Source organism: Pararhizobium qamdonense (genome assembly GCF_029277445.1).
GTDB classification, from domain to species: Bacteria; Pseudomonadota; Alphaproteobacteria; order Rhizobiales; family Rhizobiaceae; genus Pararhizobium; species Pararhizobium qamdonense.
The window spans coordinates 3,089,945-3,108,229 of the sequence record NZ_CP119566.1 but is presented as its reverse complement, the minus strand read 5'-3'; the positions used below and the strand labels follow the sequence as shown (position 1 = coordinate 3,108,229).

Here is an 18,285-nt window from a genome sequence, read left to right as displayed (position 1 = left end):
CACGGTCAGAAATCTCCCGGATTGTCCGGGCCGGACAAGGTGAAATGCGCACGCACGACATCTTCGGGCGGCGTGCCGGTCGCTTCGCAAAAAGCCATGAGGGTCGGCTCGTGGCCCATCAGGAAATCGACGACACCGGCAAGGAAGCCGGGATCGGCGGCAGACTGGCGCAGCGACGATGGATCGGTACCCGTCAAGGCCAGGAAACGGCCAAGCAGTTCCGGCTCGTTGGCAAGCCAGCCAAGGATGGCAATCGCTGTTTCTTCGGCTGGGGTCACGTTCTCTCGTCCTTATCGCATCCGGGCAATTTTCTGCGGAATATTACCGGTTTTTCAACCAAATCGCTTTAGCTTCAAGCTTCCGGGTCAGTCAGCCCAACCGCGCCGCAACTTATAGCGATGCGGCGGCCATGCAAGCCGGAACCGTAAATCAAGGGATCGAAATGCCCAAACAGGTTATGATTGTTGAAGACAATGAGCTGAACATGAAGCTCTTTCGTGACCTGATCGAGGCATCCGGATACACGACGATCCAGACCCGGAACGGTATGGAAGCCCTTGATCTTGCACGCAAACACAAGCCGGACCTGATCCTGATGGACATTCAGCTTCCGGAGGTTTCGGGGCTTGAAGTGACCAAGTGGCTGAAGGAAGACGACGAATTGCATGTCATCCCGGTGATCGCCGTTACGGCGTTCGCGATGAAGGGCGACGAGGAGCGCATCCGGCAGGGCGGCTGCGAAGCCTATGTCTCAAAGCCCATCTCGGTGCCGAAATTTATTGAGACGATCAAGACGTATTTGGGCGATGCATGATGCAGCGCCAGGGGCTTGCGCTGCCCCTTAACGATATTCTTGCGCGGGAAACGGCCATGACAGTTGAACCGGCTGTCCGTTTCAGGCGCCTATTGGCAGGAAAGATTGCATGACTGCACGGATCCTTGTCGTCGATGACATCCCGGCCAACGTCAAGTTGCTCGAAGCGCGTCTTGTGGCCGAGTATTTTGACGTCCTGACGGCGGCCGATGGCTATGAGGCTTTGGCGATCTGCGAGAAGCAGCCGGTCGATCTCATCCTGCTTGATATCATGATGCCGGGCATCGACGGGTTCGAGGTCTGCGAGCGGCTGAAATCGAACCCGCGCACCGCGCATATTCCCGTCGTCATGGTGACGGCGCTCGATCAGCCCTCTGACCGGGTGAGGGGACTGAAAGCCGGCGCTGATGATTTCCTGACCAAGCCCGTCAACGACCTGCAACTGATGTCGCGTGTCAAAAGCCTGGTGCGGCTGAAAAACGTCAGCGACGAGCTGCGCCTTCGCGCCGAAACGGCCCATAGTGTCGGCCTGCAGGACATCACGGCGACGGACCGTCCGGATGAGTTCGGCAACGTGCTGCTTGTCGATGGCCGGGGCAGCTCGCAGGAGCGCATCATCCGCGCCCTGAAGCCGGTCGCCGACGTGACGGCGATGTCGGATCCGCAGGCCGCCCTGTTCGAGGCCGCCGAAAACAGTTTCGATCTGGTCATCGTCAATTCCAATTTTGACGACTACGATCCGTTGCGGCTCTGCTCGCAGCTCCGCTCGCTGGAGCGCACGCGTTACATTCCCCTTCTGATCATCGCAGAGCAGGGGCATGACGATATGGTGGTCCGCGCGCTCGATCTCGGCGTCACCGATTATCTGATGCGGCCCGTCGATCCCAACGAACTGGTGGCCCGCAGCCTGACGCAGATCCGCCGCAAGCACTGTAATGACCGGCTGCGCGCCAGCGTCAAGCAGACGATCGAGCTGGCGGTCACGGACGGGCTGACCGGCCTGCACAATCGCCGCTATCTCGACAACCATCTGAAGCTCCTGATCGACCGCGCTCTTGCCCGTGGCCGGCCGCTGTCGATCTGCATCACCGATATCGATCGCTTCAAGAGCGTCAACGATACCTACGGCCATGATGCCGGAGACGAGGTGTTGCGGGATTTCGCCCATCGCGTTCGCTCCACGGTGCGCGGTGCAGACCTTGCCTGCCGGTTTGGCGGCGAGGAATTCGTCGTCGTCATGCCGGACACACCGGCGGATGCGGCCGCAGCTATTGCCGAGCGCCTGCGCACCATCGTCGAAGACAGAAGTTTCGCCCTGCCGGGTTCCGATATGCCTCTGTCGATTACCGCATCGCTTGGGATCGCAACGCTTAATCCGGGCGGCGATACCGCCGAAGCTTTGCTGAAGCGCGCCGACACCGCACTGTATCAAGCCAAGAACAATGGCCGCAACCAGGTGGTCGCCGCTGCCGCCTGAACCAGATCAGGACAGCGCTTAGGTCTCCGTGCGGGTTTTTCCACAGGAAAAAAGAAAAATGTTCCCGGTTGTGTAATATGTTTACCGGTAAGCGTGTGCATGTGTTTTAGATCGTGCATGAGTAGTAAAATTACGCAATTTTGTTTGCTGTCTATACGCGAAAAATCAGTGGTTAATTCTAGTTAACTCAAATAGATCATATAATTCAGATATTTAAATATTTCGAAAATCTCATTGAAGAGTTTCGCATTGCCATTTTCCCATTCTATGAAAAAGTAACCGCACGTCGAAATGACAATTTATTGAGAATCAACCGATAGCGGGATTGACGCTGGACGGTATATTAAGCAATGGTTGATTCAACCGTGGCGCGCACCTCCCTGTGCCATAGTTGAAATTGCATTGATTTTTTTTTATTTTCGGTCAATTCTCCTTCTCAAGGGAGAAACAGCTCCCATCAGTTACCCCATGATGTCAGGTCCGCCGCATCTCCTGGGTCATGGGGTTTGTCGGCTGATCTGTTGCCAATGCGGTTCCTCGTGCCGCGGCGGCGGTCAGCCGACGCCCATTAAAACGCCGTCCCTTTCACCGGGACGGCGTTTTTTGTTTTAGGCCGCAGGCCAGGGAACCACCCTCTATTTCCATAAGGCGAACAGAAAAAAGGCGCCTGACTTTTCAGCCGGCGCCTTTTCCAATTCCATCAGGTCAACCAGATCTTACTTGATCTTGGTTTCCTTGAATTCAACGTGCTTGCGTACGACCGGGTCGTACTTGGTGAAGGACATCTTGTCCGTCTTCGTACGGCTGTTCTTCGAGGTAACGTAGAAAGTCCCTGTGTCGGCCGTCGACAGCAGCTTGATCTTGATTTTTGCAGCTTTCGCCATGGTCGTCCTGCCTTTATAAAAAAACAAAGCCGCGGACTTCCAAGGGAAGGGTCCCGGCAAACTTGGCGCGAAACTACAAATCGCGCCCGAAAAGTCAAGTCCGTTTTGGGTTGAAAACGATTCTCACCACGGAAAGTACCACATAAAGCCCGAAGAATCCGGCGATAGCCCAGGCAAAACCGTTATTCCCCGAAATATCCATGGCGGCGCCGATCGCTTGCGGTCCTGCCACCGTTCCCACCGCATAGGAGAAGATGAAGGCGGCATTGGCGGCGGCAAGGTCGGCGCCGGTGAGGCGCGAGCCAAGATGGCTGAGGCCCACCGTATAAAGGCCGGAGACGCTGCCGCCCCAGAAGAGGAGCACGATCGCCATCAGCCACCAATTGCCCTGCAGGAGCGGCAAACAGAGCGCGCCAACAAGGCCAACGACGGTCATCAGCGCCAAGAGATTGCGTCTGTCCTTCATCCGGTCGGACAGCATGCCCAGCGGAATCTGGAAGATGACATTGCCGATGCCCATGACGGTCAAAAGCAGCGCTGCCTGCGCTTCGGAAAAGCCGCTGCGGGTGCCGTAGATCGGAAACAGCGACAAGCCACCCGATTCGACCGCGCCGAAAATGAACACGGCGGCTGTGGCCGTCGGCACCAGGAAGACGTAGCGCATGAAATGCAGCTCCGGCTTCTCGTCCAGTTGCGGGCTTTCGTTGCGGGCAAGAAAGATCGGGATGGCGGCCAGAAGAATGACGCCGGCGCCGAAGGCGAAGGGCAGGATGCCCTCGCTGCCGAGAATGGAAAAGAGCAGGGGGCCGGCAGCAAAGCCGAGCGAAAGAACCGTGCCATATATGCCCAGAACAAGCCCACGGCGGCGGGGCGGGGCCGTGGCATTGATCCAGAACTCCGACAGCACGAACAGCACGGTGATGGCGCCGTGAAAGACGACGCGCAGCGGAAACCACAAGAGGAAGTTTTCGATATAGTAAAAGCCAAGCGCACTGATCGCGGCAAAGACGATGGCGAGCAGCATCGTGTTGGCAACGCCGAACCGGTGCGCAATCTTCGCCGTCACCGTTGCCGCCGCCATCGAGGCCAGGCCTGCCATGGCGGAATTCAGCCCGATCATCGTCGAGGAGATGCCGCGCTTTTCCATGATGATGCTGAGCAGCGGCAAGCCGAGGCCAATTGCGATACCAACAGCCGAGATGGCGGCAATGGCAGCGACCAGCGATGGCCAGTGTATTTCCTCAACCGGCGCAGGCGTGCCGGACGGCGGCTGTGACATGCAATGATTTTCCCTAAAGGAGGTCTCGGACAAAGCGCCCATGACGGGTGTAGTAGAACGGAACCGGTCTCCCGAAAGGCAGAGATGCGTCGGATTGAAGGCTTGCCCGCAAATCCGCAAGGATGATCCCGGTAATGTCCGGCAATCGCACCTGCGAGACATCGTTCACATCAATCCATCTCAAATCTTCGAGCTCCCGGCTGTCGCGGATATCGCGGGGATCGACGCCCGCCTCGTCCGTGAACAGGGCGAAGAAGTGGGTGTCGAACCGTCGCGGATGTCCCGGCGGCGTAATTGCCCGTGCCATATAGCGCAAGTTTGTGAGATCGGGAAGAAAAGGTAACAGAGTGTTTCCGAAGCTTTTGCTGCCGACAGCGATACTGGCCTCTTCATGCAATTCCCGAAGGGCCGCAAGCGCGATGGCGCGAAGGCGGCTTTCGGAGGCTGCGTGCCTGTAGGCCATCTTGAGACGCTCCAGCACCGCCGGATGCATGTCGCCGTCAAAGGCGAGCCGGTGATCGTCCCTGTCGCGGCGCCCGCCGGGAAAGACATGCAGGTCGGGCATGAAGACATGCGCCTTGTGCCGCCTGCCGACGAGAACCCGCACGCAATCCTGCGAGCGGTCCAAAAGCATGACCGACGCGGCCTCACGCGGCCGCAGCGATCGGGTTTTGACAATGTCTAACGGCGTGCCGCCGGCAGACCCGTTGCCGCTGGTGGTCACGCAGCCCGGTCCGGTGCCGGCAGGACGTCAGCCGGCTCGTCGTCATGATCGCCAAAGCCATGCATCTTCAAAGCCCATTGCAGGCCGACGACGGCGCCCTTGACGGGCTGCATCAACGCGAGCGAGCCGATCACGGTGATCGGCACCCAGATCGCCAGGTGCCCCCAGTTCGACAGAGGCAGGATCATTTCGGTGGCCATGAAGCCGCCGAGAACGATATGGCCCATGATGGTGACGACGATATAAGGCGGAAAGTCATCGGCGCGGTGCTGGTCCAGCTGCTGGCCGCAGGCCGAGCAGGCAGGCACGGTCTTGAGGAAGCGGCCAAACAGCTTGCCGCTGCCGCAGGCCGGGCATTTGTTCAGGAGACCGCGCTTGATCGACCGTCCGACCGGACGTTCGCTTTCGCCTGTCTGCTCGAAGCGGACGGTGTCCGGAGTGCTGCCAGTTGCCTGCATGTCCATATCCTCAATCTGTGGACGCAAGGCCGAGCCTCACATCCTCTATCGCTTGCCGCGCGGTGGTCGCGTCCCCGGCATCTTGCGAGCGCCGCTGCGATCCCGGCGGCCGGACTTGTGGAAGGAGCGTGTTGCCGTCGGCATCTTGCGTCCTTCGCTGATCATCTCGAAGCGGAGCGCGCCGGCAAGCGGCACGGCTTCCACCAGTTTGACGCGGATCTGATCGCCAAGACGATAGCCAAGTCCGGTTTTTTCGCCGGAAAGGGCCTGATGGGCCTCGTCATAGATGAAATAATCGCGTCCCAGCGTAGATATAGGCACGAACCCGTCGGCGCCATAGGCCGGAAGGGTGACAAATAGTCCCGCCTTGGTCACGCCTGATATGCGTCCATCGAATTCCTCGTTGACCCGGCCGCTGAGGTGATGGGCGATCAGCCGGTCGACCGTATCGCGCTCGGCCGCCATCGCCCGGCGCTCGAAGGTGGAAATCTCGGCGGCGATATCGTTGAGCGCGGCTTCCTCGGCCGGCGTGATGCCGCCTTCGCCCAAGCCCAGAGTGCCCACCAGCGCGCGATGCACGATCAGGTCGGCATAGCGGCGGATTGGCGAGGTGAAATGGGCGTATTTCATCAGGTTCAGGCCGAAATGGCCGATATTTTCCGGGCTGTAGATCGCCTGGCTCTGCGACCGCAGCACCATCTCGTTGACCATGGTCTCGTAGGGCTTGTCCACCGCCTGCGACAGGATGCCGTTGAAATGGTTGGACCTGAGATTGCCGCCCTTGACGAGCGACAGGTCGAGCGTCGCCAGAAACTCGCGCAGCGTCTCCTGCTTGGCCAGCGACGGCGCATCATGGACGCGGTAGACCAGCGGCTGGCGCTTGATCTCCAGCGTCTCGGCGGCCGCCACATTGGCCTGGATCATCATTTCCTCGATCAGCTTGTGGGCGTCGAGGCGGTCCGGCACGAAGACGCGGTCAACGGTGCCGTCCGATTTCAGCACGATCTTGCGTTCGGGCATGTTGAGTTCGAGCGGCTGGCGCCGGTCGCGGCCGCGCGTTAGGATCGCATAGGCGTCCCAGAGCGGCTTCAGGATCGGTTCCAGCAGCGGTCCGGTCTTGTCGTCCGGATTGCCGTCGATCGCCGCCTGCGCCTGATTGTAGGAGAGCTTGGCGGCACTTTTCATCATGATACGATGGAAGGTGTGGCCGGCTTTGCGGCCTTCCTTGGAAAAGCGCATGCGCACGGCCAGAGCCGGCCGGTCCACACCCTCTTTCAGCGAGCACAGCTCGTTGGAAATCCGCTCCGGCAGCATGGGCACGACGCGGTCGGGGAAATAGACGGAATTGCCGCGCTTGGCCGCCTCATGATCCAGCGCCGATTTCGGCCGCACATACCAGGAGACATCGGCGATCGCCACGGTGACGATGACGCCGCCTTCATTGTCGGGAGACGGATCGGGCTCGGCATGAACAGCGTCGTCATGGTCCTTGGCGTCGGCGGGATCGATGGTGATCAGCGGCAGCGCGCGCCAGTCCTCGCGATGCGACATGGTGGCGGGACCGGCGGCATCCGCTTCCTTGATGACGCCCTCGGGAAAGATATAGGGAATGCCATGCGCGTGGATGGCGATCATCGAGATCGCCTTTTCGGTGGCGACCGAACCGATCACGGTCTTGACGGCGGCGCGCGGCAGACCGAAGCGGCCGGACCGCACGATTTCCACCTCGACCAGATCGCCGTCCTTGGCGGGTCCCTGATGCTCGGCCTCGACCTGCATTTCCTCGCCGCGCTTCTCGATCGGCATGATCCGGCCGCCGCCGCCCGGCATTTCCCGGAAGACGCCCAAAGCTGCGTTGTTATTGCGCTTGCGGTCGAGCACCTTGATGATCCGCGCCGTATAGGCCGGGCCACCGCGATCCTTTGCGGGAAAGATCTTGGCCAGCACCCGGTCGCCAATACCGCCGACGGGGATCTTGCCCTTGGACTGGCCAATGCTCGACTGGCGGATGGAAACGGCCGGTGCCACGCCCGCATCCTCCGGCCATTCGGCGGGACGGCCGATCAGTTCGCCATCCTTGTCGCGGGTGGTGATGTCGAGAACGGTGACGGGGGGCAGGGCGCCCGGACGCACCAGCGAATTGCGCTTCTTTTCTAAAAGCCCGTCCTGTTCCATCTCGCGCAACAGCGCTTTCAGCTCGATGCGGGTGTCGCCCTTCAAACCGAAAGCCTTGTAGATCTCGCGTTTGGAGGCCTTGTCCGGGTTTTCCGAGATGAAGCGCATCAGTACGTCGCGCGGCGGCACGGCGCCGTGAATGATCACGGTGCCGTCTGCGGGCATGTTGACCTTCTTGCCCGCGCGTCCGATCCGGACTGCGGGTTTTCCGGGCCGTTCGGTACGATCGCGCGGGTCTCTGGTCACGGTCAGTCTTTCTTCGCTTTTGCAGCCGTCTTCGGCTTTGCCGCTGCCTTTGGCTTTGCTGCGGCTTTTGGTTTGGCCGCAGCCGTCTTCGGCTTGGCAGACTTTGCCGTGGCCGCACCGGTCTTGGCAGCAGCCTTTGGCTTAGCGGCCTTGGTTGCCTTGCCCTTGGCCGGCTTGATGCCGCCCTTGGCAATGCGTTCTGCGATCAGGAGCAACGCGTCTTCCATCGTCACCGAGACCGGATCCTTGCCCTTCGGCAGGGTCGCATTGACCTTGCCCCAATTGACGTAGGGACCGTATTTGCCGTCCTTGACCGTAATCGGTCCGCCATCGGGATGATCGCCGACTTCCTTCAGCGGAGCGGCAGAGGCGCCGCGTCCGCCGGGACCCTTGGCCTGCTTGTCGGCCAGAACCGAGACAGCACGGTTAAGGCCGATGGAAAACACATCCTCGATGCTCTCGACATTGGCATATTTGCCGTCATGCAGGATGAACGGCCCGTAGCGGCCAAGGCCCGACGAGATCATCTTGCCGCTTTCGGGATGCGCGCCGATATCGCGCGGCAGCGACAGAAGCGCCAGTGCCTTTTCGTGATCGATGCTCGCCGGTGTCCAGCCCTTGGGCAGGCTCGAGCGCTTGGCTTCCTTGCCGTCGCCGCGCTGGACATAGGGTCCGAAACGGCCGGAGCGCAGGGTGATTTCCTCGCTTGTATGCGGGTCCTTGCCCAGAGCCAGCGGCTCGCTGGAGACCGATGCCTCGTCGCCGCCATTGCTGTCGGATGAAAGCTGGCGGGTGAAGTTGCATTCCGGATAGTTCGAGCAGCCGACGAAAGCGCCGTATTTGCCGAGCTTCAGCGACAGCTTGCCGGTGCCGCAGACCTGGCAGATGCGCGGATCGCTGCCGTCCTCGCGCTTGGGGAAGACCAGCGGGGCCAGTTCCTCGTTCAGCGCGTCGAGCACGTTGGTGACGCGCAGTTCCTTGGTATCTTCGATCTGGGCGAAGAAGTCCCTCCAGAAATCGCGGAGAACGTCCTTCCAGTTCAGTTCACCCGCAGAAATCTGGTCGAGCTTTTCTTCCAGCGACGCCGTGAAATCATATTCGACATAACGCGCGAAAAAGCTTTCAAGAAACGCCGTGACCAGCCGGCCCTTGGCCTCGGGCACCAGCTTGCGCTTGTCGTTGGTGATATATTCGCGGTCGAGCAGCGTCGTCACCGTCGCCGCATAAGTGGACGGGCGGCCGATGCCGAGCTCTTCCATCTTCTTGATCAGCGATGCTTCCGAATAGCGCGGCGGCGGCTCGGTGAAGTGCTGGGTCGAGTTGATCTTCTGCTTGGCGAGGTTTTCGCGGGCATTGATCTGCGGCAGGCGGCCATCCTCGTCGCCGTCGTCGCTTTGCTCGCCATCTTCCTTCTGGTCGGTATAGGCGGCGATGAAACCATCGAACCGGATGACCGAGCCGACGGCGCGCAGGCCAGCCTTCTCGCCCTTGTTGTCGGCGGTGATCTCGGCGGTGGTCCGCTCGATTTCAGCCGACGCCATCTGGCTGGCAATGCCGCGCTTCCAGATCAGGTCGTAGAGACGCAGCTGGTCGGCATCGAGAAACTTGCGCACATGGTCGGGAATGCGGGTGAAGTCGGTCGGGCGGATCGCCTCATGCGCTTCCTGGGCGTTCTTGGCCTTGGTCGAATAGAGACGCGCCTTGTCCGGCACGTAGCGGCTGCCGAACTGATCGCCGATGGCGCTGCGCGCCGCCTCTATCGCCTCTGCCGCCATCTGCACGCCGTCGGTACGCATATAGGTGATGAGACCGACAGTCTCGCCGCCGATATCGATACCTTCGTAAAGCCTCTGGGCGACCTGCATGGTGCGCGATGCGGAGAAGCCGAGCTTGGAGGAGGCGGCCTGCTGCAGCGTCGACGTGGTGAACGGCGGCGACGGATTGCGCCTGACCGGCTTGGCTTCGATGCTTTCAACCGTATAGGCAGCGCCGTCCAGCAGGGACTTCAGCTTGCCGGCGTCTTCGCCATTGGTCACTCCACGGGGCGGCAGGCGGCTGCCGCCGGCCGAAACCAGCCGGGCCTCGAACTCGTCGCCACGCGGCGTCTTCAGGAGGGCCGAAAGGTTCCAGTATTCTTCCGAGATGAACCGTTCGATTTCAGCTTCCCGGTCGCAGACGAGACGCAGCGTCACCGATTGCACGCGGCCGGCCGAGCGGGCGCCGGGCAGCTTGCGCCACAGAACCGGCGACAGGTTGAAGCCGACGAGATAATCGAGCGCCCGGCGTGCCAGATAGGCATCCACCAGCGGGATATCGATATCACGCGGATTGGCCATCGCATCGAGCACGGCCTTCTTGGTGATGGCGTTGAACACGACGCGGCTCACCGGCTTGTCGCCGATCAGCTTCTTCTTGCGCAAGAGATCCAGCACATGCCAGGAAATCGCTTCTCCCTCGCGATCCGGGTCGGTTGCCAGAATGAGGCGGTCGGCGGATTTCAGGGCGTCGGCAATATCCTTCATGTGCTTGGCGGATTTGGTATCCACTTCCCACAGCATGGCGAAGTCGTCATCCGGCAGCACCGAGCCATCCTTGGCCGGCAAATCACGGACGTGACCGAAGGATGCGAGCACCTTGTAGCCGGGACCCAGATACTTGTTGATGGTCTTCGCCTTTGAAGGCGATTCCACGACGACGACATTCATGGTCATATTCTCAAAGCAACCGTTCAAAGCTGTGCCAGGCCGGAAAGAGGCGGCACAATGGGAAATATCGATGCCCCGACATGGACAGGGATTCGTCTGCGGTCAAGTGCTGCACCCAAAATAAGCGGTCACAACGAGATGCAACCTATGAGCGATTGCACGCATATTGCAATTAAAGATAATTGCTATAGAGTCATTGACGTGTAGTTTGCATCTCTCGGGGCATCGGCAGAAAGCGATGCTTGTGGGGCCTTATCCGAAGGTGGCGGCCAACACAACGGGGAGGGTGTTGCATGGTGTTCCGCTCGGCCAATGCTTGCATGTCAAAAGGCGGGTTCTGAATGCACCACAAGGAGAATAGATGATTCCAAGTTCAACCGGGACCGCCAAGACAGAAGCGCAGGCCCGTGAAAAGATCGCCTATATCCGGCACATGCTTGGAGAGTTGCGTGGTGTCGCCGCTAGCGAGAGTGCGGATATGCTGTGCTACCTGATCGAAATGGCCTATGTCGAGGCTGGCGACATCCTTTCAGGTAAGCGCCCATTGTCAATCTCCAATGCTGAGAGAAACAAGGCCGCCGGGATGCCGGTGAAGCCGTCCGGCAAGATCCAGTTCTAGAAGGACAAGATAGACGGCGGATGCCGCAAGCCCCGTATGGCGGATGATGTCGTCGATCTCGACCGGCGTCGGCCCGAGCGCATTGGTGATCCGCATGCGATCGTTGGCATCCGGCGGCGGTGCCATCGGCCCGCCATCATGCTCGCCCGGTTCCTCCGCCTGCGGCGGCGTGAAGAGGTCGATGCGGCTGAGAGGGGCGAGCGCCTGCAGGATATCCTGCGCCTCTGTCGTCACCGTCGCACCATCCTTCAACAGACCGTTGGTGCCCTGGCACCGGGGGTCGAGCGGCGATCCCGGCACGGCAAAGACCAGCCGTCCGAAGTCGGCGGCATAGCGCGCGGTGATCAGCGATCCCGAGCGGGCTGCGGCCTCGACCACGGCAAGCCCGAGACTGACACCGGCAATCAGCCGGTTGCGGCGCGGGAAATCACGGGCGCGCGGTTCCCAGCCGAATGGCATTTCGCTGATGGCGAGGCCATTCCCATGCGTGATCTCGTCGAGAAGGCCGATATTTTCGGGCGGGTAGGGTTGATCCAGACCACCGGCCAGCGCTGCGATCGTTCCCGTTTCCAGGCTCGCCCGGTGTGCTGCCGTATCGATGCCGCGCGCAAGCCCCGATATGATCGAATATCCGGCGCGCCCGACATCGCGCGCAATCATCGCCGCAAATTTCGTGCCGCTGATCGAGGCATTGCGCGAGCCGACAATGCCAAGCGAAGGGAGGGTGCCGGTGGCTCCGTTGCCTTTCACGGCCAGAAGCGGCGGAGCACCGTCGATCTGGCGCAGCGCCGGAGGATAATCCGGTTCGCCGATGCCGATGAAGCGGGCGCCGAAGCGATGGGCCGCAGAGAGCTCCTTTTCCGCCTCGGCAATGGAAGCCACCCGGATGGCGCGGGTGGAACCGCCGCGGCGCGACAGTTCGGGCAGCATTTCGAGCGCGGTTTCCGCAGAGCCGAAATGGTTGATGAGATCGCGAAAGGTGGCAGGACCGACATTGTCGCTGCGGATCAGCCTCAACCAGGCAATTCTTTGTCGTTCCGTCAGCGCAATTCCATTCCGTCCTGCGCTGCCATCCGACATTCTTGTCCTATCCCTTTTGCCCGATCCGGCTTTCGGTCCCCGCCAGGAGCCGCTGGATATTCGCCCGGTGCTTGATCCAGGTGATGACGCTCATCACCACGAACAGCAAACCGATCTTCCCATAGCCCGTTGCCAACAATACAACCGGAACGATCAATGTTGCAACCAGCGCAGACAACGAAGAGTAACGGGTGATTTTCGCCATCGCCAGCCAGATGGCCGCAAACAAAAGAACCATGATCGGCGCCAGACCAAGCAGCACGCCGATATAGGTCGCAATGCCCTTGCCGCCCTTGAAACCCAGCCAGACAGGATAGAGGTGACCGACGAAGGCGGCGAAACCGGCGGCAATACCCGCCTCGATCCCCCAGCGTGAGGCAATGGCCGCAGCGGCAGTTCCCTTCAGGGCATCCAGCAGCAGCGTGGCTGCGGCAAGTTTCTTGTTGCCGGTGCGCAGCACATTGGTCGCGCCGATATTGCCGGAACCGATCTTGCGGACATCGCCAAGCCCGGCCATGCGGGTGAGGATGAGGCCGAAGGGGATCGAGCCTAGCAGATAGCCGAAGATTGCAGCCCCGGCCGTCAGCGCCAGCCCGAGTTGCCAGGAAAATATGTCAGCCATGTATTGCCTCCCCGTTCGTCCCAGCGGACGTTTGCCCCTCACCCTGGCCCTCTCGCCGCAAAAGGGGCGAGGGGACGACAGAGGTGCCGTACATCCCGTCTCCCTGCTTGCGGGGAGACGGTGCCCGAGAGGGCGGATGAGGGGCAGCTCGTCGCTCAATCAGAGTGAATGAACCAGTTTTCCCGCAACATAGGTTTGAACGGCCCGGCCGGTAAAGCGGGCATTTTCGAAAGGTGTGTTTTTCGAGCGCGACACGATCGCATCCTTGCCGAACAGCCAGGGCTCTTCCAGATCGATCAGCGTGATGTCGGCCTTGGCGCCGGGCTTCAGCGTGCCGGCATCCAGCCCGAAAATCTGCGCCGGCCGCGTCGACATGGCATCGATCAGGCGCATCAACGGAACGTTGCCGCTGTGATAGAGGCGCAAAGCCGCTGCCAGCATGGTTTCCAGCCCGATCGCGCCATCTGCGGCATCGGCAAAGGGCAGGCGCTTGGTATCGACGTCCTGCGGATCGTGCGAGGAGACGATGATATCGATGGTGCCGTTGGCCAGAGCTTCCACCATCGCCACACGATCATCCTCGCCGCGCAGCGGTGGCGACAGCTTGAAGAACGTGCGGTATTCGCCGATATCGTTTTCGTTCAGCGTCAGATGGTTGATCGAGATGCCGCAGGTGACGTTAGCGCCGCGCTTGCGGGCCGTGGCGATAGCCTCGGCCGATTCGGGCAGGGAGATTTTTGCGGCATGATAGGCCCCCTTGGTCAGCCCGGCGATGCGCAGGTCGCGCTCGAGCGGGATGATCTCGGCCTCGCGCGGAACACCGGAAAGCCCCAGCCAGCTGGCGAGCAGACCTTCGTTCATGACGCCTTCGGCACCCAGATATTTGTCACGGGTTTCCAGCGAGATCACAGCCCCGAATTCGCGCGCATAGGTCATGGCGCGGCGAAGGACGAGCGTGTCGTGCACCGGGCGGCGGCCATTGGTAAAGCAGACCGCGCCTGCCTCGCGCAACAGGCCGAACTCGGTCATTTCCTCGCCGTCGAGATGCTTGGTCAGAGCGGCTGCCGGATAGACATTGATCAGCGCCTTGTCGCGCGCCGTCTTCTGCACGAACTGCACCAGCGCGATATCGTCGATGACCGGGTCGGTATCCGGCATGGTGATGATCGAGGTGACGCCGCCGGCGGCGGCCGCGCGCGATGCGGATTCGATGGTTTCGCGGTATTCGCCGCCGGGCTCGCCGACGAAGACGCGGGCATCGACCAGGCCGGGCACGGCAATCAGGCCGGTGCAATCCTTGACCTCGGCGCCTTCCGGAACCTGGGTCCCGGCAGACTGTCCGGCAGCAACGATCCGGCCGTTTTCGACCATGATGTCGCCGGTTTCATCGAGATTGCGCGAGGGGTCGATGATGCGCAGGTTCTTCAGGACGAGGTTGCTCATGTGCGCGGCCCCTGGTTCTGGGAAAGAAGAAGCGTTTCCATCACCGCCATGCGCACGGCAACCCCCATTTCGACCTGCTGCTCAATCACGCTCTGAGGACCGTCGGCGATCTCCGAGGCAATCTCGACGCCCCGGTTCATCGGACCAGGATGCATGACGAGCGCGTCGTCCTTGGCAGCTTTCAGTTTTTCGGCATCCAGCCCGTAATAGCGGAAATATTCGCGCACCGAGGGCACGAAGGAGCCGGCCATGCGCTCGCGCTGCAGGCGCAGCATCATCACCACGTCGGCGTCTTTCAGGCCTTCCTCCATCGAGTGATAGACCTCGGCCCCCATGTCGGCGATGCCGGAGGGGAGAAGCGTTGCCGGCGCAACCACACGGACGCGGGCGCCCATCTGGTTGAGGAGCAGGATATTGGAACGGGCGACGCGCGAATGCAGAACGTCGCCGCAGATCGCGACGATGATGCGCGACAGCTTGCCCTTGGCGCGGCGGATGGTGAGCGCATCGAGCAGCGCCTGTGTCGGGTGTTCGTGCTGACCGTCGCCGGCATTGACGACGGAGCAGGACACTTTTTGAGCGAGCAGCGCTGCGGCACCGGCGGAGGAGTGGCGCACGACCAGCACATCCGGGTGCATCGCGTTCAGCGTCATCGCCGTGTCGATCAGCGTTTCGCCCTTCTTCACCGAGGAATTGCTGACCGACATGTTCATCACATCGGCGCCAAGCCGCTTGCCGGCGAGTTCGAAGGAGGATTGCGTCCGGGTCGAGGCCTCAAAGAACAGGTTGATCTGCGTCAGGCCGCGCAGCGTCGAGGTCTTCTTTTCTCTCTGGCGGGAAATCTTGACGGCTTCGTCGGCCCGGTCGAGCAGGAGCGTGATGTCCTGTTCGTTCAGGCCCTTGATGCCGAGCAGGTGGCGATGCGGAAAGAAATCCATGGGGAGCCGCCTCATTTGGTAAAGTTGCGTGGGTCTATAATGACTGCAGCGCGGCCCGGCAAGGCGAAGGCCGCGCAAACCGGCCCCATCCCCACGCTTTTGTGACCCCCGCTTTATGCCCATTGGGTACCATCAGCAAATTGTTGCGGGCAGCGGCATTTATCGCGTGCCCCTCCTGTTCCTAAGGATCGGGACTTGGGTTAGAAACGCGGCATGACTCTGAACCGTACCGAACAGAAACTCGCCGATCTGAACCAGCCGAAACCCTGGTCGGGGATCAACGCTTTCCGCTCCGACCCGCTGCTGGTTGATATTGCAGCGTCGATGCCGCGTCCGCTGCGCGATGATTTCGAGACCATCGGGCGTTATGTGACCTCGCCCGAGGCGCAGGATCTGGCGCGCATGGCCAATGAAGGCCTGCCCAAGCTGCGCACCCATGGGCCGCGCGGCGAGCGGCTCGACATGGTCGAGTTCCATCCCGCCTGGCACGCGCTGATGCGCCGCTCGGTGACATCGGGCCTGCATGCCTCGGCCTGGGAAAACATCGCAGACGAGCGCGGCCGTTCGCACAAGGCACGCGCGTTGCGCTTCTATCTGACGGCGCAGCTCGAATGCGGCCATCTCTGCCCGCTGACGATGACCAGCGCCTCGGTGGCGGCGATCTCCGCGTCGCCGGCCGTGCAGAAGGAATGGGCGCCCAAAATCCTGTCGCGCAAATATGATTCGTCCAACCGGCCATGGATGCAGAAAGCCTCCGTCACCATCGGCATGGGCATGACGGAAAAGCAGGGCGGCACGGACGTGCGCGCCAATACCTCGACGGCCGAGCGGGTGGGTGAGGGCATCTACCGGCTGAACGGCCATAAATGGTTCATGTCGGCGCCGATGAGCGATGCTTTCGTGATGCTGGCGCAGACCCGTGACGGTCTCGGCTGCTTCCTCGTGCCGCGACTGCTGGAAGATGGCTCGGCAAACGGCCTGCGCTTCCAGCGCCTGAAGGACAAGCTCGGCAACCGGTCCAATGCGTCCTCCGAGGTCGAATTCTCCGATACGTTCGGCTTCGTGCTTGGCTCCCCCGATGCAGGCATCCGCACCATTCTCGACATGGTGACGCTGACGCGCCTCGATTGCGCGCTGGCCTCTGCCGGCATGATGCGGGCGTCGCTGGCTGAAGCCGTGCATCATGTGCGCGGCCGCAAGGTGTCCGGCAAGGCTTTGGTCGCGCAGCCGATGATGACGCGGGTTCTGGCCGACATGGCGCTTGATGTCGCCGCCGCCAGCGCCTTGTCGTTCCGTCTTGCCGAAGCCTTCGACCGGGCGCGCGACAGCGCCGAGGATGCGGCCTATGCGCGGATCATGACGCCGGTTGCGAAATACTGGAGCTGCAAGATTGCGCCTGCGCTGATCGCCGAGGCGATGGAATGCATCGGCGGCAGCGGCTATGTCGAAGAACGCCCGATCGCCCGGCATTACCGCGAAGCCCCGGTCAATGCGATCTGGGAAGGGTCAGGCAACGTCATGGCGCTCGACGTGCTGCGGGTTTTGACCCGTGGAAAAGACCTGTTCGAACTGCTGTTCCAGGTGATCAGCCGCGATCTCGGACCCTCCGCCAAAAAGACAGTCGATGTGCTGCGGGCGGCGATGTCGCTCTGCGAGCGCGACGAGGGGGCGGCCCGCATGCTGGTCGAACAGCTGGCGCTCGCTGCCGCCGCTGCCGAACTCTACCGGCTGGGGGCAGGGCGGATTGCCGATGCCTTCCTCGAATCGCGGCTGGCTGCCGGCTGGCGCTCCACCTATGGCATGCTCGATTCGCGCTTTGATTCCGCTTATATCGTCGATCTGCTCTATCCGGCGGCGATATAGCCGGTCACCGTCAGCACCAGCGGAATGGTAAAAAACGACACGACCGTCTGGACAGTGGCGACGGCCGCATAGAGCGGCGCGTCGCCGCCCATCTGCTTGGCAAGCAAATACCCGTTCATCGCTGTCGGCACACTGGCGCCGAGTGCGATGATCAGCAGCGCATCGCCGCGGATCCCCATGAAATAGGCGGTGCCGACCATGAAGACCGGCATGACGATCAGTTTCAGAAACACCGCGAGCAGCGCAACAAGGCTTGGCCGCAGCGCATCCGAGACCTTCAGTCCGGCCCCGACCATGACAAGCCCGAGGCTGAGCGAAGCGCTCGCCAGCATTTCGACGGCGGTCAAGACCGGGCCGTAGACCGGAACCTGAAAGAAATTCAGGACGATACCGATGACCGAGGCGACGATCAGCGGATTGGTGGCGATCTTGAAGGCAAAGAACCGCAAACCCTTCGGCCCGCCATTGAAAGCGATCAGCACGCCGACATTGTAGAGATTGATGGGAATGATCACCAAGGTCATTACCAGCGCCGTCAGGCTGAGACCGAGCGGCCCGTAAAGCTTCTGGGCGATCGCCAGCGCCATGAAACCATTCCAGCGCGTTGCCGTCTGGAAGATCGAGGTGAAGGCGGCGGACGAGACGTGACGGGTGCGCAGCAATGGTTAGAGCAGTAACAGCGCGCCCGACATCAGGGTAATGCTGCCGATCGTCGCGAGCGCGGTCGCATCGGTCTTCGTGCCTGCGAAATCGGCGGTTGCCAGCGTCGAAAAGAGCAAGGCGGGGAAAAGCACGTAATAGCCGAGCTGCTCCAGTCCTTCCCATAGGGAGAGATCGACCAGCGATGAGCGCTTCAGCCATACGCCCAGCGAAACCAGCAGGAAGATCGGCAGAATGCTTTCGAAGATGATCGTCATGGGGAGGAGGCCTGCAGCGGGAACGAGCCCACCGATAGCCG

15 protein-coding genes and 1 pseudogene are annotated in these 18,285 nt (G+C 61.3%); 4 read left to right on the top strand and 12 right to left on the bottom strand.

Annotation, left to right across the window (positions count from 1 at the left end; all coding sequences use genetic code 11):
* Window positions 1–5: 5 nt before the first annotated feature.
* On the bottom strand, window positions 6–278 hold the full coding sequence (locus PYR65_RS15160; RefSeq protein ID WP_060641200.1) for a DUF3572 domain-containing protein: 273 nt from the start codon (window positions 276–278) through the stop codon (window positions 6–8).
* Between the two features lie 164 nt (window positions 279–442).
* Here PYR65_RS15160 and PYR65_RS15155 point away from each other — a divergent pair, with 164 nt between their 5' ends.
* Window positions 443–814 (top strand): response regulator, encoded by a 372-nt coding sequence (locus PYR65_RS15155; protein ID WP_060641199.1) that lies wholly within the window; start codon window positions 443–445, stop codon window positions 812–814.
* A 109-nt stretch (window positions 815–923) separates the two neighbouring features.
* Entirely contained in the window at window positions 924–2,291 is a 1,368-nt protein-coding gene (locus PYR65_RS15150) for a PleD family two-component system response regulator (RefSeq protein WP_060641198.1), read from the top strand.
* 716 nt (window positions 2,292–3,007) lie between these two features.
* On the opposite strand, the gene rpmG is transcribed toward PYR65_RS15150, so the two are convergent.
* From rpmG to topA, 6 genes are all read right to left on the bottom strand, one after another.
* The gene (gene rpmG, locus PYR65_RS15145; protein ID WP_037107821.1) at window positions 3,008–3,175 is read right to left on the bottom strand and encodes a 50S ribosomal protein L33; all 168 of its coding nucleotides are present in this window, start codon (window positions 3,173–3,175) and stop codon (window positions 3,008–3,010) included.
* Between the two features lie 94 nt (window positions 3,176–3,269).
* Entirely contained in the window at window positions 3,270–4,454 is a 1,185-nt protein-coding gene (locus PYR65_RS15140) for an MFS transporter (RefSeq protein ID WP_276118566.1), read from the bottom strand.
* Window positions 4,455–4,467: 13 nt separating this feature from the next.
* Window positions 4,468–5,178 (bottom strand): NUDIX hydrolase, encoded by a 711-nt coding sequence (locus tag PYR65_RS15135; protein ID WP_407951240.1) that lies wholly within the window; start codon window positions 5,176–5,178, stop codon window positions 4,468–4,470.
* Complete coding sequence (locus tag PYR65_RS15130) at window positions 5,175–5,636, bottom strand: DUF983 domain-containing protein (protein WP_060641427.1); 462 nt, start codon at window positions 5,634–5,636, stop codon at window positions 5,175–5,177. The genes PYR65_RS15135 and PYR65_RS15130 overlap by 4 nt, the downstream gene beginning before the upstream one ends.
* A gap of 45 nt (window positions 5,637–5,681) precedes the next feature.
* Window positions 5,682–8,057 carry a ribonuclease R gene (gene rnr / locus PYR65_RS15125; protein WP_276118563.1) on the bottom strand — a complete coding sequence of 792 codons (2,376 nt, stop codon included), beginning with the start codon at window positions 8,055–8,057 and terminating at the stop codon, window positions 5,682–5,684.
* Window positions 8,058–8,059: 2 nt separating this feature from the next.
* Entirely contained in the window at window positions 8,060–10,762 is a 2,703-nt protein-coding gene (topA, locus tag PYR65_RS15120; protein ID WP_276118562.1) for a type I DNA topoisomerase, read from the bottom strand.
* A gap of 361 nt (window positions 10,763–11,123) precedes the next feature.
* Here topA and PYR65_RS15115 point away from each other — a divergent pair, with 361 nt between their 5' ends.
* Window positions 11,124–11,381 (top strand): hypothetical protein, encoded by a 258-nt coding sequence (locus PYR65_RS15115; protein ID WP_082546957.1) that lies wholly within the window; start codon window positions 11,124–11,126, stop codon window positions 11,379–11,381.
* On the opposite strand, the gene dprA is transcribed toward PYR65_RS15115, so the two are convergent.
* The 4 genes from dprA to PYR65_RS15095 all read right to left on the bottom strand — a co-directional run bounded on the left by dprA (window position 11,310) and on the right by PYR65_RS15095 (window position 15,464).
* Window positions 11,310–12,461, bottom strand: coding sequence for a DNA-processing protein DprA (gene dprA / locus PYR65_RS15110; protein ID WP_276118561.1), 1,152 nt, complete (start codon window positions 12,459–12,461; stop codon window positions 11,310–11,312). The two genes, PYR65_RS15115 and dprA, sit on opposite strands and share 72 nt — an antisense overlap.
* Window positions 12,462–12,468: 7 nt before the next feature.
* Window positions 12,469–13,083 carry a glycerol-3-phosphate 1-O-acyltransferase PlsY gene (gene plsY / locus PYR65_RS15105; RefSeq protein WP_276118560.1) on the bottom strand — a complete coding sequence of 205 codons (615 nt, stop codon included), beginning with the start codon at window positions 13,081–13,083 and terminating at the stop codon, window positions 12,469–12,471.
* 159 nt (window positions 13,084–13,242) lie between these two features.
* Entirely contained in the window at window positions 13,243–14,526 is a 1,284-nt protein-coding gene (locus PYR65_RS15100; RefSeq protein ID WP_060641191.1) for a dihydroorotase, read from the bottom strand.
* Window positions 14,523–15,464, bottom strand: coding sequence for an aspartate carbamoyltransferase catalytic subunit (locus PYR65_RS15095; RefSeq protein WP_276118558.1), 942 nt, complete (start codon window positions 15,462–15,464; stop codon window positions 14,523–14,525). Before PYR65_RS15095 ends, PYR65_RS15100 begins: the two co-directional genes overlap by 4 nt.
* A gap of 213 nt (window positions 15,465–15,677) precedes the next feature.
* Here PYR65_RS15095 and PYR65_RS15090 point away from each other — a divergent pair, with 213 nt between their 5' ends.
* Window positions 15,678–17,327: an acyl-CoA dehydrogenase family protein gene (locus PYR65_RS15090; protein WP_060641189.1), complete on the top strand. Its 1,650-nt coding sequence runs from the start codon at window positions 15,678–15,680 to the stop codon at window positions 17,325–17,327.
* Here PYR65_RS15090 and PYR65_RS15085 read toward each other — a convergent pair.
* A pseudogene (locus PYR65_RS15085) lies at window positions 17,309–18,244 on the bottom strand (AEC family transporter). The gene PYR65_RS15090 and the pseudogene PYR65_RS15085 overlap by 19 nt on opposite strands.
* Window positions 18,245–18,285: the final 41 nt, after the last annotated feature.